At 44.0% G+C, this 24,537-nt stretch carries 21 protein-coding genes; 6 read left to right on the top strand and 15 right to left on the bottom strand.

Features of this window, described 5'->3' with window-relative positions; translation table 11 throughout:
• Window position 1 precedes the first annotated feature (1 nt).
• The 12 genes from nuoK to V3V99_14495 form a co-directional block, all read right to left on the bottom strand.
• Entirely contained in the window at window positions 2-316 is a 315-nt protein-coding gene (gene nuoK, locus V3V99_14550) for an NADH-quinone oxidoreductase subunit NuoK (protein MEE9443881.1), read from the bottom strand.
• 1 nt (window position 317) lies between these two features.
• Window positions 318-830: an NADH-quinone oxidoreductase subunit J gene (locus tag V3V99_14545; protein MEE9443880.1), complete on the bottom strand. Its 513-nt coding sequence runs from the start codon at window positions 828-830 to the stop codon at window positions 318-320.
• A 2-nt stretch (window positions 831-832) separates the two neighbouring features.
• A complete protein-coding gene (locus V3V99_14540) occupies window positions 833-1,561 on the bottom strand; it encodes a 4Fe-4S dicluster domain-containing protein (protein ID MEE9443879.1) in 729 nt (242 codons plus the stop codon).
• Window positions 1,546-2,577: an NADH-quinone oxidoreductase subunit NuoH gene (gene nuoH / locus V3V99_14535; GenBank protein MEE9443878.1), complete on the bottom strand. Its 1,032-nt coding sequence runs from the start codon at window positions 2,575-2,577 to the stop codon at window positions 1,546-1,548. The genes V3V99_14540 and nuoH overlap by 16 nt, the downstream gene beginning before the upstream one ends.
• Window positions 2,577-3,686, bottom strand: coding sequence for an NADH-quinone oxidoreductase subunit D (locus V3V99_14530; GenBank protein ID MEE9443877.1), 1,110 nt, complete (start codon window positions 3,684-3,686; stop codon window positions 2,577-2,579). Before V3V99_14530 ends, nuoH begins: the two co-directional genes overlap by 1 nt.
• A complete protein-coding gene (locus V3V99_14525) occupies window positions 3,686-4,159 on the bottom strand; it encodes an NADH-quinone oxidoreductase subunit C (GenBank protein ID MEE9443876.1) in 474 nt (157 codons plus the stop codon). Before V3V99_14525 ends, V3V99_14530 begins: the two co-directional genes overlap by 1 nt.
• A 10-nt stretch (window positions 4,160-4,169) precedes the next feature.
• Window positions 4,170-4,676, bottom strand: a complete 507-nt coding sequence (nuoB, locus tag V3V99_14520) for an NADH-quinone oxidoreductase subunit NuoB (protein MEE9443875.1) — start codon at window positions 4,674-4,676, stop codon at window positions 4,170-4,172.
• Window positions 4,667-5,023 (bottom strand): NADH-quinone oxidoreductase subunit A, encoded by a 357-nt coding sequence (ndhC, locus tag V3V99_14515; GenBank protein ID MEE9443874.1) that lies wholly within the window; start codon window positions 5,021-5,023, stop codon window positions 4,667-4,669. The genes nuoB and ndhC overlap by 10 nt, the downstream gene beginning before the upstream one ends.
• Window positions 5,024-5,181: 158 nt before the next feature.
• Complete coding sequence (locus tag V3V99_14510; GenBank protein MEE9443873.1) at window positions 5,182-6,363, bottom strand: MFS transporter; 1,182 nt, start codon at window positions 6,361-6,363, stop codon at window positions 5,182-5,184.
• A 31-nt stretch (window positions 6,364-6,394) separates the two neighbouring features.
• Complete coding sequence (locus V3V99_14505) at window positions 6,395-6,781, bottom strand: Rid family detoxifying hydrolase (protein MEE9443872.1); 387 nt, start codon at window positions 6,779-6,781, stop codon at window positions 6,395-6,397.
• 67 nt (window positions 6,782-6,848) lie between these two features.
• The gene (locus tag V3V99_14500; GenBank protein MEE9443871.1) at window positions 6,849-7,832 is read right to left on the bottom strand and encodes an HD domain-containing phosphohydrolase; all 984 of its coding nucleotides are present in this window, start codon (window positions 7,830-7,832) and stop codon (window positions 6,849-6,851) included.
• Between the two features lie 151 nt (window positions 7,833-7,983).
• The gene (locus V3V99_14495; protein ID MEE9443870.1) at window positions 7,984-8,604 is read right to left on the bottom strand and encodes a hypothetical protein; all 621 of its coding nucleotides are present in this window, start codon (window positions 8,602-8,604) and stop codon (window positions 7,984-7,986) included.
• Window positions 8,605-8,940: 336 nt separating this feature from the next.
• On the opposite strand from V3V99_14495, the gene V3V99_14490 reads away from it, so the two are divergent.
• Window positions 8,941-9,459: a PEGA domain-containing protein gene (locus V3V99_14490; protein MEE9443869.1), complete on the top strand. Its 519-nt coding sequence runs from the start codon at window positions 8,941-8,943 to the stop codon at window positions 9,457-9,459.
• An 82-nt stretch (window positions 9,460-9,541) separates the two neighbouring features.
• Here the strand turns inward: V3V99_14490 and V3V99_14485 are convergent, their stop codons facing one another.
• On the bottom strand, window positions 9,542-10,711 hold the full coding sequence (locus V3V99_14485) for a hypothetical protein (protein MEE9443868.1): 1,170 nt from the start codon (window positions 10,709-10,711) through the stop codon (window positions 9,542-9,544).
• Window positions 10,712-11,193: 482 nt separating this feature from the next.
• On the opposite strand from V3V99_14485, the gene V3V99_14480 reads away from it, so the two are divergent.
• From V3V99_14480 to V3V99_14465, 4 genes are all read left to right on the top strand, one after another.
• The gene (locus tag V3V99_14480) at window positions 11,194-13,338 is read left to right on the top strand and encodes a hypothetical protein (protein MEE9443867.1); all 2,145 of its coding nucleotides are present in this window, start codon (window positions 11,194-11,196) and stop codon (window positions 13,336-13,338) included.
• A 176-nt stretch (window positions 13,339-13,514) separates the two neighbouring features.
• Entirely contained in the window at window positions 13,515-15,644 is a 2,130-nt protein-coding gene (locus tag V3V99_14475; protein ID MEE9443866.1) for a dockerin type I domain-containing protein, read from the top strand.
• Window positions 15,645-15,803: 159 nt separating this feature from the next.
• A complete protein-coding gene (locus V3V99_14470; GenBank protein ID MEE9443865.1) occupies window positions 15,804-18,209 on the top strand; it encodes a protein kinase in 2,406 nt (801 codons plus the stop codon).
• 175 nt (window positions 18,210-18,384) lie between these two features.
• The gene (locus V3V99_14465; protein ID MEE9443864.1) at window positions 18,385-20,499 is read left to right on the top strand and encodes a dockerin type I domain-containing protein; all 2,115 of its coding nucleotides are present in this window, start codon (window positions 18,385-18,387) and stop codon (window positions 20,497-20,499) included.
• A gap of 77 nt (window positions 20,500-20,576) precedes the next feature.
• On the opposite strand, the gene V3V99_14460 is transcribed toward V3V99_14465, so the two are convergent.
• Window positions 20,577-21,782: an acyl-CoA dehydrogenase family protein gene (locus V3V99_14460; GenBank protein ID MEE9443863.1), complete on the bottom strand. Its 1,206-nt coding sequence runs from the start codon at window positions 21,780-21,782 to the stop codon at window positions 20,577-20,579.
• Window positions 21,783-22,528: 746 nt separating this feature from the next.
• Here V3V99_14460 and V3V99_14455 point away from each other — a divergent pair.
• On the top strand, window positions 22,529-23,644 hold the full coding sequence (locus V3V99_14455; GenBank protein MEE9443862.1) for a hypothetical protein: 1,116 nt from the start codon (window positions 22,529-22,531) through the stop codon (window positions 23,642-23,644).
• Between the two features lie 434 nt (window positions 23,645-24,078).
• Here the strand turns inward: V3V99_14455 and V3V99_14450 are convergent, their stop codons facing one another.
• Entirely contained in the window at window positions 24,079-24,234 is a 156-nt protein-coding gene (locus tag V3V99_14450; GenBank protein ID MEE9443861.1) for a hypothetical protein, read from the bottom strand.
• Window positions 24,235-24,537 lie beyond the last annotated feature (303 nt).

Here is a 24,537-nt window from a genome sequence, read left to right as displayed (position 1 = left end):
ATTACCACTTCATTAAGTTAACCCGGTCGGCGTCAATACTGTGCCATCTCCGGTATATGAGAATTACAATGGCCAGTCCCACGGTCGCTTCGGCGGCGGCGACAACGATGACAAATATCGCGAAAATTTGACCGGTTAATTCATTAAGGCTGGTGTAACGATTGAAAACCACCAGATTTATGTTGACGGCGTTAAACATTAATTCCAGAGACATTAAAATCGCGATGGCGTTACGCCGGGTCAGAATTCCAAACAGACCGATAGAAAAGAGAACGGCGGCCAGGAATAGAAACATATAAAACATTTGACCGGTCATATCAGTTTTCCTCCCGCCTCGCGATTACGATTGCTCCGATTAGGGCCGCCAATAAAAGTACCGATACCAGTTCGAAAGGAAGAACAAAGTCGGTCATCAACAGCGTTCCGATTGCATGAGTATTATTGGCCGGCAACATTCCGATCGCTGGGCGGAAATAGGTTCCATCAACGATTCCCGGAATTCCTAAATACGAGCCGACCATGGTCACTAAGAAAATTAGCGAGAGAAATCCACCGATGACCTGCTGTTCATTGGAAATATTCGTTTCGCGTCCGGCCAATCGGGAAGTGAGCATGATGGCGAAAATCATCAGGATAGCCACAGCGCCAACGTAGAGGAGAACCTGAATAACCGCCAAAAATTCGGCGTTGAGCATGACATATAAACCGGCGATACAAAAAAGGCAAAATATCAGGGCCAGAGCGCAGTGGAAAATATTCCGCATCGTCACGACGGCCAGGGCCGAAGCGATGATGCAAATACTTAAAATCACAAATACGACCGGATCCATAATTACTCCTCACCCTCATTTTTCTCCGGCGGATTTTCGGTTTCTGTTTTCTCCGGTGCCGGTTCGGCTTTTGGCGTTTCCGGTTCAGGCTGAGTTTCAGGCGGTTTTGCTTCAGTTTCAGGGGCAGCCGGCTTTTCTTCGGCTTTCACATCAGAATTAGCATCGGCCGGTTTTTCTTCGGCTTTTGACTCGGCTGGTTTTTCTTCCGGTTTCACTTCGGCTTTGGCTTCATCCGGTTTGGGCGCCGGTTTCTTGACCGGTTTTTTCTTTTTAACCGGCTTTTCATAGGGTACATCAAGTCCCTGCTTAGCCAGCTTTTTCATATCATATTTTAAAAGGCCGCCTTCGTATTCCGGGAATTCATATTTGGTCGAGAGTTTTATTCCGGCGAAATTACAGGTGTCTTCGCACAATCCACAGAAACAGCACAGGTTGAAATCAACGGAAAAGTCACTCAGCTGGCGTTTTTTATTTTCATCTTTATAAGAGTCAATATCAATCGCTCCGCTGGGACAGGCGCGCATGCACAGCAGGCAGGCAGTGCAATTTAATTTACCGGTTTCGAGATCGGTCAGCAGAACGACCATGCCCCGCGAGCGTTCGGGGATTTCCCACCGTTCCTTGGGATACTGGATGGTAATGGCATGGCGGCCGAGATGTTTACTTGTCGTAAGCAATCCCAGAATCAGGTTGTATATCCCCGATGTAAATTGTTTTACCAGCTTAACCATTCAAGAATCCCGACCCACAAAATATTCAAAAACGCAAGGGGCAACAGCACCTTCCAGGCAAATTCCATTAATTGATCGACTCTGACACGCGGATAAGTCCAGCGGAAGAGCATGAGTAAAAAGACGACAAAGAGCGTCTTGCCCAAAAACCACATCCATGACGGGAAGAACGGGCCGTTCCAGCCGCCCAAAAATACCGTCGCGGCAATTGCCGAAACGGTGAACATATTTATAAACTCGGCCAGGAAAAACATGGCGAATTTCATTCCCGAGTATTCGATATTGAATCCGGCCACCAGTTCCTGTTCGGCTTCGGGAATATCAAACGGAGTGCGGTTGGCTTCGGCGGTAGCGGCGATGATGTAAATCACAAAACCGAGGGGCTGGAAAAATATATTCCATCGGAAACCGCCCCAGCCTGATTGAGCCACAACGATGTCATTCATCGACATCGATCCGGTGACCATGACGACTCCGAGAATCGAAAGCGCCAACGGAACTTCATAGCTGACCGCCTGAGCGGCCGAACGCATACCTCCCAATAAGGCATATTTATTATTTGATCCCCACCCGGCCATCAAAAGAGCGATTATGGTAAAAGTCGTTATCGCGATTATATAGAGAATTCCGATATTCAAATCCGAAACGATGAGCCCATCGCCGAAGGGAATGACCACGTAAGCGGCAAAAGCGCTTACGAAACAGATAACGGGAGCCCAGAAAAAGACGGAGCGGTCGGCTAATGTGGGGGTAAGGTCTTCTTTTTGAATCAGTTTGAGGGCGTCGGCAATGGTTTGGAGAACTCCGTGCCAACCGGTCATCATTGGCCCGTACCGCTGCTGAATATGAGCTGAAACTTTGCGTTCCCACCAAACAAGGAACAGAGCAATCAAAGATAGTAATCCGAAGACGACCAATGCCAGGACGGCGTTTTTTATAATGGCATTCCAGTATGGACTTAGTCCTATCGAGACTAAAAGTTCTCCCAGCCAGTCAAATACCGGTTTCAGTTCCATTATCTGTCAATCTCCGGCATAATAATATCAAGTGAGGCAAAAATCGCCACCAGATCGGCGATTTTCAGACCCTTAACAATTTCGGGGGTCGCCAGTAAATGATTATAACTGCCGCCGCGAGCGCGAACCCTGAACGGCTTTTTAGTACCGTCAGATATTAAATGGATACCCATTTCTCCGCGCGAATTTTCAATACGAGAATAGACCTCGCCTTTTTTAGTCTTGAAGGTCATTATTGCCGCTTTAGCGGTAATCGGTCCTTCGGGAAGCTGGTCAAGAGCCTGCCTGATTATCCGGGCCGATTGACGAATTTCGCCCATCCGGACACGGTAGCGGTCGTAGGAATCGCATCCGTGATAGACAACGGCATCGAAATTAAATCTATCATAAATTGAATATGTGTCGTCTTTGCGAATGTCAAACGAAACGCCGGAAGCGCGAGCAGAGGGGCCGGACACAGCGTAATCATAAACCATTTTCTCAGTGATGATGCCAATGCCCTTGTTGCGGGCGATCCAGATTGGATTTTCTGTCAATACTTTTTCGTAGTCATCGCATTTGATGTCGATGATGTCGAGAAATTCACGGCATTTGGGAATAAATTCCGTCGGGATATCTTTGGAGACACCGCCCATCCTTATATAATTGTAAGTCAAACGCTGTCCACAGGTCATTTCAAAGAGGTCGAGGATCAATTCCCGTTCGCGGAAAGTGTACAGGAAAGGAGTCAGGGCGCCCAAATCCAGACCCGTTACACCGATACATAATAAATGGCTCGCGATACGGTTGAGCTCGCCCATGATAACCCGGAGATATTCGGCTCGTTCGGGAACTTCCAAATCTGTCAGCTTTTCAGCGGCTAACGCAAACGCCCAGCTGCATGACATTGAAGTAACGTATTCGAAGCGATCCATCAGAGGCAGGCATTGGAAATAGGTGCGGTTTTCGCACATTTTTTCTATGGAGCGATGCAAATACCCGATAACCGGTTCGCAATCAATGATTTCTTCGCCGTCGATGATCAAAATCAGGCGGCAGACTCCGTGCGTGGACGGGTGATGCGGGCCCATGTTGATGACCATTCGCTCTGTGCGCAAATCTTTCGGCATTACTTTCTTTCCGGCATTGGTATCACGTTTTTGCCCTGCCAGCCTTTTCTCATCGGATAACCGTCATCCCAGTCATCGGGGAGCAGGAATCGTTTCAGGTTCGGATGCCCCTTGACGTTGATACCGAAAAGCTCCCAGATTTCTCTCTCGTACCAGTCGGCCGCTCTCCAGACGTCTATCACGGAATCAAATTCCGGCTTAATGTAATCGAAAATGATTTTGAAATATATGCGATGCTTGAAACGATAGGAGCAGACATTATAGACGATTTCAAACTGTTCGGTCGTATCAACCGCCGAGAGATTCATCAAAAACGTCATGAGAAGTCTCTCGTCGTCGTGGATGAAGCGGGAAAATTCGACCAGGTCCTGAGCCTTAACGATAAAATACGGCTCAGGGTGCTCGTTTTCGATAACTTCCAACTCGCCCGAGAAGTTTTCTTTTATATAATCAAGGAGCTCGGCTTTAGTCATCAAATTCTACTTAGCTCCAATCATCCATTTTCTGAGTTCTGATTTTTTTGCCCACTTCAAGACAGCCATGAAGCAAAGCTTCCGGCCGTGGCGGACAACCCGGAACATAAACGTCAACGGGGATAACTTTATCGATTCCGCGCAAAACGGAATAGCTGTCGTAATAGAACGGTCCCCCTCCGCAGGCGCATCCGCCCATCGCCAGAACATAGCGGGGTTCGGCCATTTGATCGTAGAGACGCTTTACGACCGGCGCCATTTTGTAAGTCACCGTTCCGGCGACGATTATTAAATCGGACTGGCGCGGCGAGGCCCTGAAAATCATTCCCAGCCGGTCAAAATCATATCGGGAGGCTCCGGTCGCCATCAGTTCAATTGCACAGCAGGCGGTGCCAAACAACAGATACCAGAGCGATTTGGCCTGAGTCAGCGTAAACACTTTATTTAACTGTGTGGTAATTATCCCGCCGCCGGGGACTTTTTCGGCATATACCGGAAGCTTTTTGATCACACCCATTTCAAAGCTCCCTTCTTCCAGGCATAGACCAGGCCGACCAATAGTATGGCAATGAAAATCACCATTTCGATTAGCGCAAAAAATCCCAAAGATTTATATGCTACTGCCCAGGGAAACAGAAAAACCGCTTCGACATCGAATATAACGAAAATCAGGCCGAAAATATAAAAACGGTTGTTGAACTGCGTCCAGCTTTCGCCGAAAATCGGTACGCCGCATTCGTATGTCTCGTTTTTTACCTGATAAGGATTGCGGGGGCGGATCAGCCGAGATAGAAAAAATGTAAAAATCACAAGGCCGGTGCCAACCAGAATAAAAATCAACACTGCCAAATACTGAGCAGGCATATTCAAATCTCCCGATGCCGGAACTATATTGTCTATGTGACGAATTTCACATACCGGCCTCAAATTAAGCTGTTAAAAAAGACAAAAAATTGTTTTTGTCAAGTGGTTTTTCAGCAAATAATTCGGGGCGGAAAATAGAGTGAGCTATCTTGAATTTTCTAATGATTTTTTTGTTCTTTGCGCGAAATATATAACTTCGCGATCGACGGCAGGACGAAGAATATCAGGACGGCTCCGCAAATCATAAAGACGCCTTCAAGTCCCAACTTTGAAGCGATAAAGCCAATCAAAATCCCAGAAAAAACTTCCCCGGTGGAGCAAGCCATATTAAATCCCGACAAAAACGTGGCCCTCCCGATGGACCCTATCGAGATATTAATCGACACCGAAAACAGAGACGCGACTATTTCCTTAATGACAAAGAACAAAGTAATCATTGCTGCCAAAATCAGGGCCGGAGCAAGGGGCATAAAATAAATAATCAATCCGGCCAGGAGGAGAATATTAAGAAGCGAAGATATATTGGCGGTGTGTTTTTTGGTTACCGGCCCGATCAGGATAAAGGCGAGAATGGCTCCCGCGGCGGTTATGATTCCGAAATAACTTGTGTCAATATTAGCAGATTCCGACGCGAGCACCTGCCAGAATTGATCGACGCCTTCAAAGGCAAAATTTGCAATTATAGCTGTTACGAAAGTAATTTTGATAAAACCGGGTTTGCGAATGTGAATGAAAAGTTGCCTGAGAGGTTCGGCAAATCCGGGATTTTCAAATTGTCCTCTCCCCTGCGACTTATAAAGCGATGATAAACCCAGCCCGGCCAAACCGCCCAACAGAACCGGATAGAACGTAATCGAGATATTTTGGGAGTAAAAATATCCGGCGGCAATCATAGCAACTGAAGTAATTGCTATTCTGACGCGGCCGCGGTTAGAAAACAATCGTTTAATAACTTCGTCACGATTTTCATTTTTAATCGAATCCACCGCCAGGGCTTCGCCGGCTCCGGATATAAAGGCTTCAGCCAGGCCGAATAAAATTTCAGCAAGAAGAAAACCGGTAAAATCTCGATACACGATAAAAATCATACCGCTGATAGAGAATAGCACAAAGCCGATATTGACCGAAAGCTTTCGGCCAAATCGATCGGCCAAAAGCCCGGTGGGGATTTCGAAAAGCAATACCGAGGCTTCAAAGACAGCCGCCAGGATAGCGATTTCAAATAGTGTAATATCGTAAACGCGGAAATAGAGAACATAAATCGGAAGGATGAACCCTCCGAAGGCGGACAGGATCCCTTCGCAAGAAAGATAGACAGCAATATTTCTATTCGAAAACATATCAGATAAATCCCGAATAGGAAATTAAGCTCTATAACGCGGCAATCGCTTCGATTTCCACCCGGGCGCCCAAGGGCAAAGCCGCTACGGCAAAAGCCGCGCGCGCCGGAGGATCATTTTCAAAATACGAGGCGTAGATTTCATTGACCGCCGCGAAATCGTTTATATCGGCCAGATATATGGTCGCTTTGACGACCGAACCGTAGCCGCCCCCGGCTGCTTTGAGGATGCCGCCGAGATTTTCAAGCACCTGTTTGGCTTCGGCTGAAACGCCTCCTTCGACCATTTTCATTGTTTGCGGATCAAGACCTATCTGGCCGGAGATGAAAAGCAATTTTGCCCCTTCAACCGCTATTGCCTGATTATAGGCCGCAATTGCTTTGGGGGCGGCGTTGGTTGCGATGATTGTTTTTTGCATACTCCCTCACTTTTTGCATTGAGTATAGGGAATGAGAGGCAATTGTCACAAGATTAAAATGAATGAATTAGAGCTTCATCAGGTCGGACGGACCCATCAACACGGCGAATTCCTCGAGGAGTTTGCGTTCAAAAAGACCTTCGGAGGTAAACAACGATTTCAAAGCCGGGTAGGTATCGACCGCTTTCTGATAAACCCGTTCGGTAGTCATGGCATCAAACGTATCGGCCAGACCAACGATTTTACCGGTGATATGGATATCATTGCCTTTATATCCGTAAGGGTAGCCGGAGCTGTCTTCTCGTTCATGATGCTGGATTATCGGATATATTGAATCGGTGTTTAGCATACGTGTTTTTTCGAGCATCTCCTGTCCCCATTCAGGGTGTTTTTTAATCAGGGACATTTCGGATGGGTTGAGAGCGCCTCGTTTATTAAGAATCCGATCGGAGATTTTGGTCTTGCCGACATCGTGTAACAAAGCCCCGACTCCAAGATGATTTAAAAATTCCTCGTCGTCGTATCCCAGATGCCGGGCGAAGGCGACCGAGAAAGTACAGACGTTGACGGAATGGGTATAGGTATAATAGTCAAACGACATTACTTTGAGCATATTATAAAAAGCCTGTTTTTCACGCAGAATGTATCCTACCGACGATTCTATCATTGATTTACTGCGCTGGATATTTTTGCCCAACGTGGGATTGGCCAAAACGTCCCTGACGAGAAGCTTGGTGCTGCTATAAACTATTCCGGCTTTGGCCGTGGGATTTATGGAATCATCTTTTAAGATCTGGTTGATATTGCCCTCAATATATTTCTGATATTGTTCACGCTCGCCGGTGGGAACGTAGAGGGTCTTAACGTTGTTATCGAGCAGATTGGTGCGGGTTTTTTCGGTGAAGGGCAAATTAGATGAGCGGTAGAGTATCAGGTCTCGGCCGATTTTGATATAGAGATCAAACTCGACGATAGTATCGACCCGCAACGCTTCCAGATAAACAGGCAGGAATTTTTCTTTTACCGCCGTTGATTTGCTTATGACACCCATAATAAGTAAATATTACCCTGAGGTTAATTATGGTTATTATTCTTATCTATAAATGTATCGGTTGGTTAGAATATTTTTTTTATAAAAAACCCGCCTGAAATCAGACGGGTCAGCAAAAAAAACAAGCTATGAGGAAGCGATATTTTTATATTTAAACTCCGTAACTCTTGATCATCATTAAGACCGATTGCAAAGAGCCGGAAATGTTTTTCAGGACATTTGAATATCTCTTGAGAAGTTCGCTGTATTGCCAGCGCATTTTGAAGGCTTCTTCGGGAAAATCAAAGAGATTCAAAAGCTGCTTCTTGTAGATTTCTTCAATGTATTTTATGACGTAATACGGATTATCCGCTAATTTGGCGTCGATCACCTGCCCTTTGGCAAGGCGCTCATTATATGTCTCTACTTTTTCCAGGATAACGGTGCCGAAACACCAGGGCGTCATGATAACTCCAAAATTGGAGCCGTCGGTATAAAACGACCGTATATTTTTGGCGACTAATTCGAGAATAATTTTTGAGGCGGCATAATAGGCGACGGTTTCGGTCCAGTCGCTGGAATATTCGGTTAATTTCTGGTCGATTCGCGTCAGCTCGGTCATGCAGCGCTCATAGCTGTTTTCCAAAAAATAATAAAAATCGTCAAAATAGACTTTTACGTTTTCCGAAATTGTCATCATATAGAACCCGTTGTCATCAGACTTGACCCGCGGTTCGGACATTGTCTTAAGGTATTCCTGCGCAAAACCACGTCTATAATTTTGAGCCAGCATCAAACCTCCTTGAAGTTGTCATCTGGGAAGGGTAAACGCAAACCCCATGCCTCAACCGTAGATTGGATGGGGAGCGTTTTTTGATATTATTTATTGCTCGTAATACTCATGTAAGTCATTCATTAACATTGAGAAATGCATTATAGGTCCAGTATGGCCATGTCCAATCCAACTATGCAATACCGTGCACTATACGCAAAAGTGTTCGTATGAGTCAGTTTTAAAAATTGTTATTATATTACTTGCCCAAAGACAGATAAAATAGTATACTTTCATCATGTGTCTGGCTATTGGGTATGGCAATTTCAATTTTTTTTAATCTGAAAGGGATTGAATATGCAGAAAGTTCACGTAACCTATCTAATCATCATTATTGTACTATCGTTAGTGTTTGCGGGTTGTGCCTCGATTATTCATGGTAGCAAGCAAAATGTGAAATTCCAAACTTCGCCTTCCGGCGCCGTAGTTGAGGTAAAGGACGCCATGGGAGTATCATATGGCTGGTGTGAAACACCCTGCTCAATTGAGTTAAAAAGGAAGCGGGAATATAAGGCATTTATCGCAAAAGAGGGATATGAACCGGTTGAACTGATAATTTCCAGAAAATCAGATGGATGGATTTGGGGTAATATCGTGTTTGGAGGATTAATTGGTTTAATTGTGGATTTTTCCAATGGCGCCGCATACAAGCTGTCGCCGGATGAGTTAAGCGCTACTTTATCGGAAAAAACGATTGGACAGATTTCCATAAATGAATCAGATGATGCTGTATTAATTTTTGATTTTGAACTCCTGTCTCAGGAAGAAAAGGCAAAATTAGCAGGTTTTTCTACGATTAATTTATCAACCAATTAGCATAATATAAAATCGGCAATCAAAAAAACCCCGCCAAATTTCGGCGGGGTTTTTTTTGGTGTCAATCTAAGAAGTGAGATTTTTAGTCAAACCAGTATAAAACAGATACCATATTGGCCCATCCCGGGGTTGACGTACCGGTAATGAAATCGGGACCATTATTCAAAAATGAGGGATTGACGCTGGCGTCAATTTCAAAATCACCCCAATGGAACCCGGCGCCTAAATATGTCATCGTTGAGGCTGTTGAAGATGAGTTTTTCATTACATCAGAGGGTTCACTGGTATAGCCTTCCCAGTCATTACTTACACCGGCTCGGAAATCCATCCATTTAAAGACTTTGGCGTCGATTCCAATTTTGAAAAATGGAATTGTTTTGGTGTTCATTTTAGATTCTATAGCTGATGCTCCCTCAGGCTCATTCTTGTAGCTGGTCGATTCAATCATGAAACCAAAATCGGTAACAACCAAAACATCTTCCTTCGCTTCGTAATTCATTCCAAGTCCCAATTCAAATCGAGTTTCCTTGTTGGTATAGGTGTTTGTAAGGACTCCGTCAGAATATAGTTCCAGACCTTGCTTATCCAAGTGTAAGCCGCCATGAGGAACCAACATACATTTACCCATAGGATCCATCCAGTAACGGAACAAAAATGATATTTCTGTATTACCAGACGGCTTCGTCATATCTAATACAGCATCTTCGGTAAGATTATAGGCTTTGTCGGTCCAGGATGTCGTAGTAAATTCGAGTAATAAATCGAGTTTTCCTTCCATTGGAGAAAGTCCAAATCCCAAGCCAAACTTTGTCAAAGCTCTTTCGTTATTGCCGATGATAACGTCATTTTCAACCTTTGAGCCAGTCTTAAAATAGCTTAGAGAAAAACCAAACGGCATATCATTGAAATTTCTACCGTATATTAGATTTAGCCTATTATCTGCATTAGTTCCACTTCCGTAGGCATCAAAAATACTATGTGAATATTCCAATTTTGAAAAATAAGCGCCCAATACCCACGGATTGTCTTCGTTAAATCCGAGGTTGGCGCCAGCCATCCATTGATTGCCCGTCATGATTTCAGTTGAAAATAAGCCGGGGTACTGATTAATGGTTGACGGATAAAGCCAAATATTGGCATCGTCCTTGACGATGTTGTTGACGCCACCCATGGTAGTTACCCGGGTATCACTGGCCATAACGAAGCTTCCGGCCAGCAAAGCGATTAATGTAATAATTAGCAACTTTCTCATTTTGTACCTTCTTTGTTTAGGTGTAGTTAGTTAATCTCAATTTAAGAAGATGGATTTCTCCATTTACGATTAAAAGTTATTAATGGCCTGAAGAATATCCAACGAAATACTTCATATAAAGTCCTCCATGATTTTCTCGTCAAAATAGAGATATCCATTTTGATGAGATATCTTCCCTGATTCCTCTGTCCCTATATTCTAATTTTTCCAATTAGCTTAAAAATCGAGCAGTATTTACGATTTTGAATATTTAAGCGCAAGAAAAAAACACTTATTTTATTTTTTTAACCATCACTTGAAACAAACATACTTAACAATAAGGGAGGGAATATATTGGGTCTTATTTTTCAACCACTTACGGATAGTTTAAAATTGATTTTTACAAAATCCTGTAGGCCACATTGGGATACGCAAGCAATTTTAGTGGAAATGAATCCTGCATTTGCATATACATTGGGCTGGTAATAATATTGGAGGGAGATATGATGAAGCTGTTTGGTGTGGCTTTGGTAGCTATTATGATTATGAGTGGGGCTGTCTTTGGTCAGAATGAAATGGATTTGCTGAGTCAGGCTCTTGATTCGATAGGATTTACGAGAGAAGATATCGGTTATCAGCCCAAAGGATACTGGACGCGATTTCCCAATGATGTCCCATACAGATTAAAATCATTTGATGATTTATTCGCCGAACCTCTCAAGCTGTACGATTTCGGGAAATCTTTCGGGGAGGCGATGCGAATCTATTGCGACCCCGAACGGCTCGATTCGCTTGATGATAATCTTTATCAACTGACATTTTTTCTCGGAGTTGAACGGAAACTCGGCGGGATGAGGTCTTACGGCGCTAACCTTGTTGAAGCTCCCGACAGTCTAAAACCGTTTGTGAGGGCGGTTGAGAATATATTTTTGGCCGCCGGTGAAAAAACAAAATTCATTTCATTCGGTCAGCGTTATGGATTTACCGATTCAATTGCTGAATTGGAAGAACTGACAGAAACGATTCCTCTGGAAATAAGATTATTGCTGGGTCAATTGGTTGAGAATCTGCGGGAGGCATATTACTGGCGTGATTTGGGAATCAGAAATATATCTGAAGATATCCGCAACAAAATTTTTCAAATACGCGATTTATCCGAAACTCAAGCCGATGGGCAAAAATATTATCCGGAACTGGACGATGCCGCCGGATTGATTGATTTTGAATCTCTTTTTTATGGCGGTCTTAAGGCCGTGGCAGCGGCGGAACAATTTGAAAAAGCAGTTTCTGACCTAAATTTAGAATTCTCTGAAGATTTTGAATTGGATTTTGATACTCCCTATGGACGAATCGTCATTAACGGAACGGAAAATAATCAGATTGACGGCAATAATTGTTTTTTGATTGTCGATTTTGGCGGCGATGACAACTATACGGGCTCAGCCGGGGCAACAAGCCGATATGACCGGGGAGTTTCGGTTTTGATCGACCTGGATGGCAATGATAACTATTCGACTGCCAACAGTAACGATATTTCATTCGGGGCCGGTATATTGGGAATTGGAGTTTGTTATGACGTTTCCGGTTCGGATCGTTATCGTGGCAAAGTCTTCTCGCAGGGCGCGGGGCTATTTGGAATCGGCATTTTATTCGATAAAGAAGGAGTTGACGATTATAAAGCGGAAACATCGGCTCAGGGATGCGGATATTTTGGTATCGGTCTATGCATTGACGCCGCCGGCAATGATGATTATTATCTGTATGGCGATGGTCAGGGTATGGGCGGTATCGGTGGCGGGATTGGCATTCTGGCCGATTATTCGGGAAATGATGTTTATACGGCTGAGCCATATTCGAGTGTCGTAGATCGGGGCGATTATCACAGTGAGCATGTAATCAACAGCAACAACGCCCAGGGAGTCGGATTTGGCCGCCGTGGTGATGGGTCGGATGGACATAGCTATGCCGGGGGTCTGGGCGTTATTGTCGATATTTCGGGAGATGATCAATATATATCCGGCAATTGGTCTTTGGGCTGCGGCTACTGGTTTGGGACAGGGATCTGCTACGACGGCGAGGGGGATGATTTATATAAATCGGTTTATTTTACTCAGGCTTCCGGGGCGCATTTTTGCAATGCCGCGTTAATCGACGAGGCGGGCGATGATAAGCATATTCTGTACGAGACGGCCGGAGCGGCTCTGGCGTTTGGCTGGGATTTCACCAATGCTCTTTTTATAGACAGAGGCGGAAACGATGAATATGAGGCGAAGATGATTTCTTATGGTTTGGCGCAGTTGAGGTCGTTTGCTCTGTTTTTTGAGATGGGCGGCGCGGATACATATAAATATGTCGAGGGACAGCAGGGATTCGGAGCGGCGTCATTTCGCCCCGATTTTGCCGAACCGAAATTATTGAATCCTTATACATACTACGCCAAATCAGCCGGTATTTTCATCGATGCCTCGGGAACCGACAATTACATCCTGCGTCAGGATGACAAAGAGGCGGCGGCCGAGATATATCAAGACAATGCTATCTGGTTCACGCTCGATAAAGATAATCCCAACTTTGGGCACAACAATTTCGGTATCGGCATCGACGCCGATACCGGGCATATCCCGGAATTGGGTGTTTTCGATAATTGATGGGCGAGGATCCTATTTCGACGAAGCATCAAATAACAAGTTTCCTCGGCATTTGGGGATTAAAATAACCTTGACAGTTTAACTCCTTAACGGTATTATGTAAGCACAACTACCGCATAATATTCAGCCGGAGTTTGTATATTATAATTTCATCTTAATGGCACGGGGAGGTTAGTATGCGATATGTCCAGTCTCACTCCTTTCGTCTTTTATGTTTCTTAGTTTTATTTGCTTCTTTGGCCTCGGCCACTGACAATTCCTTTGCAACCTACGAATCGAGTATTCTGTGGGGAGAAGCGATGGATGTCTCTGTATCTGGTAATTATACCTTTTATGTTAAGGCGTACGGTCTTGAGGTCGTTGATATTAGTGACCCGTTGAACCGAAATATCGTGGCTCGATTGTTGCTTGACAGAGGGTGTAACTCGATCGGCATATCGGGCACACATGCATACATATCTTTCAGAGAAGGTGGTTTTTATTCTGTGGATATTTCAGATCCCCATTTGCCCCTTATAAAAAGTACTTTTGAAGCAGAAAATTATTCAATAAATATCACAGTTAAAGACGATGTTGCTTTTTTGGGTAGGGATCTTTTCCTTTTTGACCCTCCACAGCAATTCAGGGATGTCGCCTTGGTGGATATTTCCAATCCCGCTTCTCCCGAATTGATATCAACTATCAGTACGATTGGCAGACCTCACAGTGTAACCTTGTTGGATAATTATCTCTTCATTGTCGAAAAAAATTACGGCCTGCAAATATTTGATATTTCCGACCAGACTGCCCCGTCACTTGTAGGTTATTTCGCCGGTGATTATGATGGAATTAATCCCAATGGCTTAAATTACTATGGTGTCGCTATCAAAGGAGAGGTAGCATATATCCCTTGGTTGAATACCGCCTGGCCAATTACTTCCGGCCTTCATGTTTTAGACATCATTGATCCTGCTAATCCGGAGTTGATTAATAACTACGAGTTTCATCATATCGATAATATAGCACTGGACGGAGATGTATTGTATTTAGCAGATAATTGGAATTTATATGCCATTGATGTATCGAGCCCGATCTACCCGCCTACTATTGATCATATCGAAACGCAGGCATGGATTAAGACAATCGACTTGTCGGGGCAATATCTGGCCACAACCTCCGTTGGTAATGTCATATTTGATATATCCGTTCCTTCTGAGCTGGAGATGGTTTCGTCCGAGCCGTATTCAGCCCGGGTGAATGAAGTATTCGTTTCCGGTGATTATGCATATATCGCCCACCACAGCTCCGGTTTCACAGTTGTAGATATTTCGAATCCGCAATCTCCCATACCTTTATCGAATCGCCCTCTTAATGGTCTGACATTTTCTATACAGGTAATTGAAAACATTGCCTACATAAATGCGCATTACGCACTTGAAATTTATGATGTTTCCGACCCGTCCAACCCCGCGTTTCTTGGGAAATTTTCTAATCCTGAACTTCCCAGCAACGGCGGTGACTTTACGATACAGGGAGAGATGGCATACTATTCTATCGGAGACAAAAAATATATCCTTGATTTGTCGAATCTAAATCACCCAACTGTAAGCGGGATTTATACCCCCGAATATATCGGTGACATAGAGAGCGGACATCAGATTAGAAATGTCAATATTAATGGGAATTACGCATACATTAGTTATAACAGACCAGACGTCGTCCATATTGTGGATATTTCCGATCCGGTGTCGCCGATAGTGGTTAGCAGTTATGAAATATCCAGACCGTATATTACGGCATTCCACGATAATTATGCGTTTATTAGCAGTCAATCTTCTGTACGAGGGACTGATATTCTTGATGTATCCGATCCGGCAAATCCCATATTGGTAGGACATCTCGATACATATTTTCGCCACGAGCCGAGCTTTAGTGGCGATTTTATGTTTATCCCAAATGAATTGCTCGGATTTTCAATCTATAATATTGCCGATATCAGCGATCCATATTTTGTCGGTCAAATTGACACCCAGGGCAGGACATATAGTGTAAAACCTGTGGGGGATAATCTTTTTATCGCTGATAGGGATGCCTTCTTGGTGATGTCAATGAATCTTCCGACCTATCAATCCGGCGATGCAAACAATGATGGTGATGTCAATGTTGGTGATCCAGTATATATAATCAATACTGTTTTCAAAGGAGGCCCGCCTCCTCAACCTATTGAAGCCGGCGATTCCAATTGCGACGGTGATGTAAATATAGGTGATGTTGTTTATCTGGTAAATCATATCTTTAAAGGCGGCGATGCACCCTGTTATAATTAATTTTTACAAATTATGCGAAAGCGAGATTTCAAAGTCAGGAGTTCTGAGGACTCCTGACTTTTTTGATTTTAATAGAGGGTCCGTAAATAAAATTTTCTGGTTGAATTATACATTTCAATACCTTAGCGTATATTTTATAAACGGGCAGGGAGTATAATCGTGGTAAACGACGAGCGGTCGAATAATAATACTCATTCGCATCTTGTCCTGACAACCGGAACTCAAATAAATCAATACCGGATTATAAGTAAAATCGGGGTCGGCGGGATGGGTGAAGTTTATCTTGCCGAAGACACCGAACTCAAGCGCAAGGTCGCGTTTAAATTCCTGCCGTCAAGCCTCGTCGAGAACGAGGATTACCGCGCGCGATTCAAACGCGAGGCGCAGGCGGCGGCACGGCTCAATCATCCGAATATAATTACCGTATTTGAAGTCGGTGAATTCAAGAATCGACCTTATTTTGTCATGGAATATATCGAGGGGAGGACTCTTAAGGATGTCATCGCATCATCTGAGCTGGATTTTGAAAAATCTATCGAATTGTTTATCGGGATTCTCGAAGGGCTGGAAAAAGCTCATAGTCAGGGCGTAAACCATCGTGATATTAAACCGGCCAATATTGTTCTGGATGGAGACGGGCGTCCCAAACTGGTCGATTTTGGTTTGGCGGCGGTCAGAGGGGGCGAGCATATCACCAAATCCGGTTCAACACTGGGGACATTTGGATATATGTCTCCCGAACAGATTCAGGCGAAAGATATTGATCATCGCTCTGATATATTTTCGGCGGGAGTTCTGTTTTATGAAATGATAACCGGCAAGAGGCCGTTTAGAGGCGATAATGAAGCGACCATGATTAATTCGATACTCAATGATAAGCCGGCCCCTTTATCCGAACATATAAGTAATATCCCGTGCGGAATAGAAAAAATCATCCTGAAGATGCTCGAAAAATCTCCCGACTCGAGATACCAAAACGCATCGGAGATAATAAACGACCTGAACGAATTACGAGAGGGACGAGGCGGGGGCGCTGCTCGGTTGTACGACTGGTGGAATCGCTATGTCGTTTTCGGAGCGGTGGCGATATTGGTTGTGATTATCGGATATTGGGCAATCTCTGAATTATACAAGGCAGATAAAGATGCGGCATCACAATCAAAAAAGATGCTGGCGGTTTTGCCGTTTCGCAACCTGGGAAATCCCGACGATGAATATTTCGCTGACGGCATGACCGAGGAGATAATATCGCGATTGGTATCGGTCAACGATCTTGGTGTTATTTCTCGCACCAGCGCCCGTACTTTTAAGATAACGGAAAAAACTCTGCCCGAGATAGCGAATGAATTAAAAGTGGGGTATGTCCTGGTCGGTACTATTCGATGGGACAAAACGGGCGACACTGATATTGTCAGGATCACTCCGCAACTTATCCGGGTATCAGATGAAATGCTGCTATGGGCGGAAAACTATGAACGGCCGTTGAGGCAGATTTTCTCTCTACAGACCGAAATCGCCGAGAATATCGTCAATAATCTGGGCATTACTCTGGGGGTGATCGAGGATGAGCGATTGCGAACGGTACCCACGGAAAATCTTGAGGCATATAATTATTATCTGAGGGCTCAATTTCATCTCGGTAAGCAAACGGTGGAAGGATTTCGCGAAGGAAAAACGTATTTGGATCGTGCACTGCAGACCGATTCTAATTTCGCTTTGGCCTGGGCAGGATTGGCGGTCTATTACACATTTTCGGTGACAACCGGAGTTATTTCGGTTGATAATGTTCGTTCTCCGGCGGTTCATGCCGCCCGCAAAGCGCTGGAGAAAGACAGCCTGCTTCCTGAAGCGCATTTTGTGATGGGGTGGGTCAACAGTCATCTCCTGCGGGATTGGAACGCGGCCGATAAGCAGTTCGCGCGGGCCCTGGATCTGGCTCCCGGTAATTCTACCGCGCATCTGGCTTACGCTTCATATTTGCTGCCTATGAATCGAACCACCGAAGGACTGGCTGAGATGGAAAAAGCCGTGATGCTCGATCCGTTATCGCCACTGGTTAATCAGTCGATGGGCTGGGCTTATTATATCACCGGGCAGACCGGGATGGCCATCAATCAATTTAAGAAAACGCTGGAAATCGATCCGACGAATATCTGGGCGCATACGCAACTTGCCTGGGCTTATGCTTATAACGACATGTATCCCCAGGCGGTCACCGAATGCGACCTGACTCTGAATGAGTTGAATCCCGAGTTTGACCCATGGCTGTATGCTTCGTTGGGGGCAGTTTACGCTAAAGACGGAGATAAAAACAAAGCTCGTGATATTCTGAAATTGCTTGAGCAGGCAGACAATGAAAAATATATTGATCCGTTTTGTTTTGCCTGCCTTTATGCCAATTTAAATGAGCCGGATTCGGCCTGGCATTGGCTGGAGAAGGCCTTTGATGTCAAATCTCCGCAGTTGTTGTTTATCAAGCTGCCCGGCATGAGAGATTTTTTTCTCAAAAATATAAGCACCGATAATCGATATTCGGAATTGATTAAGAAGATGAAATTCCCCTAAAGCACCACAGAACAGCTTTTTTGAAAAGATTAAGGGGTTTAAATAGTCCAAAATTCTCATAAAATTACTTGACAAATAGGGAGTGCTTAATCTATATTAATGTATATTATTCTACTTTGACTCTCGCCAGGGGATAATACATAATATACACATCTATAACACGGGGAGGTGTGCCATGCTTAGATGTCGGATTTGTTCATTATTCCTGGTAATTTGTTTCGTTTTTTTTATTTCATCAATTTCTATAGCAGATAATTTAACGGCCAGTATTGAAACCAGCATGTTATGGGGAAGGGCTTATGATGTTGCTGTTTCTGGTGATTATGCTTACTATTGCAAATATTACGGACTGGAAGTTGTCAATATTAGTGATCCATTGAATCGTAGTCTTACAGCGCGCTTATTTCTGGATTGTGGGGCATCTCATATTGATATTTCCGGGCAATATGCTTATATCAGCGGACGATGGTACACCGATGAAGGATTACGGATAGTCAATATTTCAAATCCAGAGTCACCTCAATTAGTAGCTAATATTGAAACTACCAATCATGATAGAGGAGTTTTATTTGATTCAGATATTGTATATGTCTGGCAAAGCGGATGGCAAGAAAATCCGGCCGGTATAACTTTGATCGATGTTTCCGATCCGACATCACCCAGCATAATTTCGACTATAAATACTCTCTACCACCCAGCCGAATTAATAAAAATTGGTGATTTTATCTTTGTAACTGAGTTAGAATCTGGATTGCAAATTTTTAATGTTTCGAATCCTGCCGCCCCAACCTGGGTAAAAGATTATTCAACTGCGAAGGAACTTGGCGATATTCGATACCATCATATAGAAGTATCCGGAGATGTTATCTTTATTTCTGACTATTCATATCCTCATTGGGAAATGGCTGGAATTCACATTGTAAACATGGGAAATCCTTACAGTCCAAAATACGTAACAACCATTGAAATGCATCAGGCCTGCGATTTAGTTCTGAACGGTTCAACCTTATTTGCCAGATCATCTTATAACAAGCTATACGCGATTGATATCTCAGATCTGGCTAATCCTGTTTTCCTGACAGAGGAATTTCCGATTTTGTTTTCGAGCGACATGAAGGTAACAAATGGCCATTTATTGGCCTGCTCAGGCAAGAATGAAATTTATGACATTTCGGATCCAACCAATATTACTTTGATATCTGAGGACGTATATGGCGATAACAACCACAATGTTTGTGTTTCGGGTAATTATGCCTTTATGGCTCAGGATTATTCCGGGATGACAATTATTGACATTACCGATCCCTTATCACCTCAAATTGTATCCAATTATCCAACCTTTGGACGGGCGCACTCAATAAAAATCATTGACGGTTTGGCCTATTTAACATCGGCGGGCGGACTGGATATCATAAATATCTCCGATCCACTTAACCCAACGATGCTGGGACGGTATCTTGACGCAGACAGCACCAGTTTGGAGCAGTTTACGATAATTGACAATCTGGCCTATCTGACCGCCTGTCCACACGGTTTTGATATTGTCGATGTTTCAGATCCGACTGATCCCACATTAATCGGCACTTATATTCCCGAAGGAGATAGGCTTTGGGATTATTGGATTGAAGATGTAAATGTATTTGGAAATTATGCTTATATGAGCAATATGCACGCTCATGAAGTAGAAATAATTAATATCTCCGATCCATTTGAACCCATCAAGGTTGGATCTTATACTGGTATTAGATCCCCCGTTAAAACTAGTTTTATCGATGGTTATGCATTATTTAGCGGTGGTGGTGTTACTGATATTGCGGATATTTCCGATCCGATAAACCCGCAAGCTTTACACCGGCTGAATGGTTCGTCACAACATGAACCGACAGTTTATAATGATTTTTTAATTTTCCCCGGTGAATTAAATAGCGGCGTTGCGACTGTTTTCAACATACAGGATATAACCAAACCATATTTTGTCGGGGAGTTTGCCATGCCGGGAAGATCAAAATCTATTGTGCCATTCAATAATTATTTCTTAGTCGCGGATTCATACGCTCTTTTGGTTGTGTCTCTTACTCTCCCGACTTATCTGGCTGGTGATGCCAATAATGACAGGTCGGTAAATGTCGGTGATGCGGTTTATTTAGTCAACACAGTTTTCAAAGGAGGCCCGCCTCCTCAGCCTCTGGAAGCAGGCGATTCAAATTGTGACGGTGAAATTAATGTCGGAGATGCTGTTAACCTGATTAATTACATCTTTAAGGGCGGCGATCCTCCCTGTTATAATTAGTAATAGTTACAAAAAGAAAATTAATGCCCTGCTGTGAAAAGCGACAGGGCATTTTTTGTTTTTTGTTATAATTAGTATCATCCCTGCTCGACAATCGGCAGGTGGATTCGCAATGGTTTATCTTCGCGAAGCCCCAGAGCGTAATCTCCCTGCATAATCGTATGAATCTCGCGCGTGCCTTCGTACAGGGACGCGCCTTTGGCGTTGCGATAGAACCTCTCGACCGGATATTCATCGGAATAGCCATAAGCTCCGTGAACCTGCACGGCGTCGGCCGCCGCTTGTTCCGCTTCACGGCAGGCGATCCATTTGGCCAGTGATGATTCTCGGGAATTGGGCTCACCCAGATTCTTTTTCCATCCGGCTTTGATCCAGAGTAGCCGCGAATATTCATATCCCGCTTCCATATTGGCGATCATCTGTTTGACTAATTGATGATGAGCTATGGGCGAGTTGAACGTCTCCCGCTCATGGGCATATTTGACGCAGGCGTCCCGGCAGGCCCGGATAAGTCCGGTCGATCCGGAGGCGACAGTGTAGCGGCCCTGGTCAAGACAGAACATGGCGATTTTGAATCCTTCGCCCCGTTCACCGAGCATATTTCCGGCAGGCACAACAACGTCGGTCATCGATATGTATCCGGTGTTCCCGGCGCGTACTCCGAGTTTGCCATGAATCGAACCGGTCGAAACGCCTTCATATTTGTTTTCAATGATAAAAGCTGATATACCGCGATGGTCGCGGACTTTTTTCTTTTCCAAATCGGTCCAGGCGAATATTAATGAATAATCAGCCAGGTCGGCCAATGATATCCACATCTTTTCGCCATTGAGAATATAATTATCGCCAGCTTTGACGGCGGTGGTTTGAATACCGACCACATCCGATCCCGCGGCCGGTTCGGTCAATCCAAAACATCCGATCTTTTTGCCGCTGGTGCAGGGTACCAGATATTTTTGCTTCAGCTCTTCGCTTCCCCAAGTGCATAGCGGCAGAGAATACAGCCCAACATGAACGGAAAGGACGACTCGAGCGGATGTATCGCCGTATTCCATTTCTTCGCAAGCCAGCCCCAGTGAAATATAATCCATCCCCAATCCGCCGTATTTTTCCGGCAGGCAAAACCCGAGCAGATCGGCGTCCGCCATATCTTTTAGAAATTGCGGGTCATGCGCCTGATTTCGGTCCTGTTCCGATATATGCGGTATGATCTTCTTTTCGGCCAGTTCGCGGGCCATCCGCTGAACTTCCAACTGACTATCTGTAAACTCAAATGATATCATCAGTATTCTCCGTTAAAATTTTTATTATCACCTGCATTTATACGGAGAGTTTTTCAGAATCTTGGAGGTGTATGGGGGATATTTTTCGGCGATGCATTCGACAAAGATTCCGATATTAAGTAAAGTTATCCACATTTGCATTTTAAAAATTCCTTGTATCTGAATGTACTGTTTTAGGTTGCGGGGAATTGGGTTCGTTTTGTCCTTTTTCGTTTTTCGCAAATTCCGTAGGATAAAAGGCCAAAGAGTCTTTGCAAAATTATCCGTGTTGATCCCTCTTTGAAACAATTATCCAAACTATTTGTTTTCATCCTATTAAAAGCGGATGAATTCTGAAAACACATCAAAGTTATTGAATAAATGTAAATGTTCTACGCTGGAACCTACCCAAAAAACGCTACGCTTATTTTTCGGATGGGCCGCCGGTCTGTCGATCCCCAAAACGGTAGGGAAAGAGCCCAACGGGCTCTTGCCAATCGTGCAAAGCGCGATAATTCAAATAATGGCAGCATCGCAGGGATGCTGCCCTACTGCCTGCTATTCGCTGCGAGCTATGCGACGCAGCGAATGCAGGTCAGACCGCGGGTCTGTAAAGGTAAGGACCCTGGGCTTGCCCGGGGGAATCTATATTAAACAATAATGCATTCAAATCGTCTTATTTTAGAAGTATAGATTAAAAATTCGTCTACTGTGATAGAAACACATTAGTATTTCATTTGGCCAAAAAACCGTAAGGAGTAAACAAAATGGGCTATTTAACCATTTTATTGCGCATTACTTTTACTACAACAATTCTATTGTTGATTACAACTTTGTGTTTGGCTCAGGACAAGTATCAAAAGGCTTCATTGACCGGACCCTATTTTGGGCAGGAGCCGCCCGGGGACGTTCCTCAGTATTTTGCTCCCAATATTCTGGGATCCACAATTCATAGCTGTCCGGTATTTACGCCGGATGGAATTGAAGCATATTGGTCGATACTGACAGGTAATATGACTACTATGAAGTATTCCGTAGCGACAGATAGTCAGTGGACAACCCCGGCAGATTTCGAATTTCCTCTTGAATTCACTACTTCCGACTCTCCACATATTACTAATGATGGCAATCGTCTATTTTTTGTAGCTGTGCTTTCAACTGGTCGGGGCCAATTTCCCAAAGAAAATATATGGTACATGGATCGCATTAGTGATGGTTGGGGCGAACCACAACTTTTGGGACCGATAATAAACAATGCCGATTTGCACTGGCAAATTTCGGTCGCAGATAATGGAAACTTATATTTTAGCAAGTTTCCAGGTGATATAATGTTATCCGAATATATTAATGGTCAATACACTCAACCCCAGATATTAGATTCAAATATCAATAAGGGAGGATCTATATTTGAAATGACCCCATTCATCGCGCCAGATGAAAGCTATTTGATATTTTCCAGGCACGATGAAAACGCCGTCAATCAATATTCAGATTTATATATCAGTTTTAGTAAATCTGATGGTTCCTGGGTCGAAGCCGTGCCAATAGAGGAGCTTAATACACCTAATTGGCACGAGAATTGTCCGAATGTTACCAGAGATGGTAAGTATTTGTTTTTTGTCAGAGATTATACTCACTGGGTTAGCGCAGAGATAATTAATAATTACCGAGCGATTTGTGGAGATGCCAATAGTGATGGGGATACTAATATTGGTGATTCCGTTTTCATTATAAACAATGTGTTTAGAGGCGGACCGGCACCCGACCCGATCTGCTCCGGCAATGCCAATGGCGATTCCGACACTAATATTGGAGACGCTGTGTATTTAATCAATCATGTCTTTAAGGGCGGACCACCACCTGATGAAAACTGTTGTCAATAAAAGCACTATTCGAAATCTTATAGCCGGTGTCCCACCGCTTATGCGGTGGAGGAAGAAGAATATTCGAAAATGTTTATTGGCCTAAAGGTCGATTCAAAATTGAGAAGTAATAAATCTAACCCATGTTTAAAGGGCGTGTTGATAAACCTCTTTCGGGTGTTGCGGCAGGTCTTGATTTTGTGAAAACAAAATTGTGATCTGCTGTGTATCAAGAACTTACGATTCGAAATATTTCCCCATTCCTTAGGCTGAAGATCATTTCAAGACTTTTTCAACAAGCCCTAAAGACTTGGGGCACCACACATTTATTAACAGGAGCCTGTGAAGGGGCTCCTGCCATCAGAATAATTTCTACTTATGCTCAAATTTGACCGGTGGCCCATCCGAATGGGACAAAGTCCCTTCGAGTGGATTCCCGCATATCGCATTTACAATTATTCAATAGCTTTGATGTTTTTTCCGAATTCATCTTCTTTACCAGGATGAGTACTTTTGCAAAAAATACCTGTCATTCCCGAGAGCGGAGTACCGTTAGGGGCGAAGCGAGTCGGGAATCCAGACATTGCCAATTCTTTTCTGGATACCCGCAACGACCCCTCGGGTCTTTCGGGGAAATAACAAAAAAACATTAAGGTAGAATAAGATAAATGACCAACGCCTTGGCAAAAATTCAGATAAATTACGCGACAGCCAAAAAGGGACGACCTCCCCGAGGGATGACATCCCCGACAGCCAAAAACAGGCTTTTGCCTGAATCACCACCGATTTGATATGACCCAAAACGTTAATCTGAGGAAACAAACCCATTTTAGAAGTTGCTCATTGTTCCGTCGGTTCCTTAGCGAAGCGGCGAACCGACGGTAGGTCAACTGCGCGACAGCCAAAAACAGGCC

The sequence above is a fragment of the Candidatus Zixiibacteriota bacterium genome (assembly GCA_036480375.1).
Lineage (GTDB): Bacteria > Zixibacteria > MSB-5A5 > GN15 > JAAZOE01 > JAZGGI01.
This window is presented reverse-complemented; position numbering and strand designations above follow the sequence as displayed.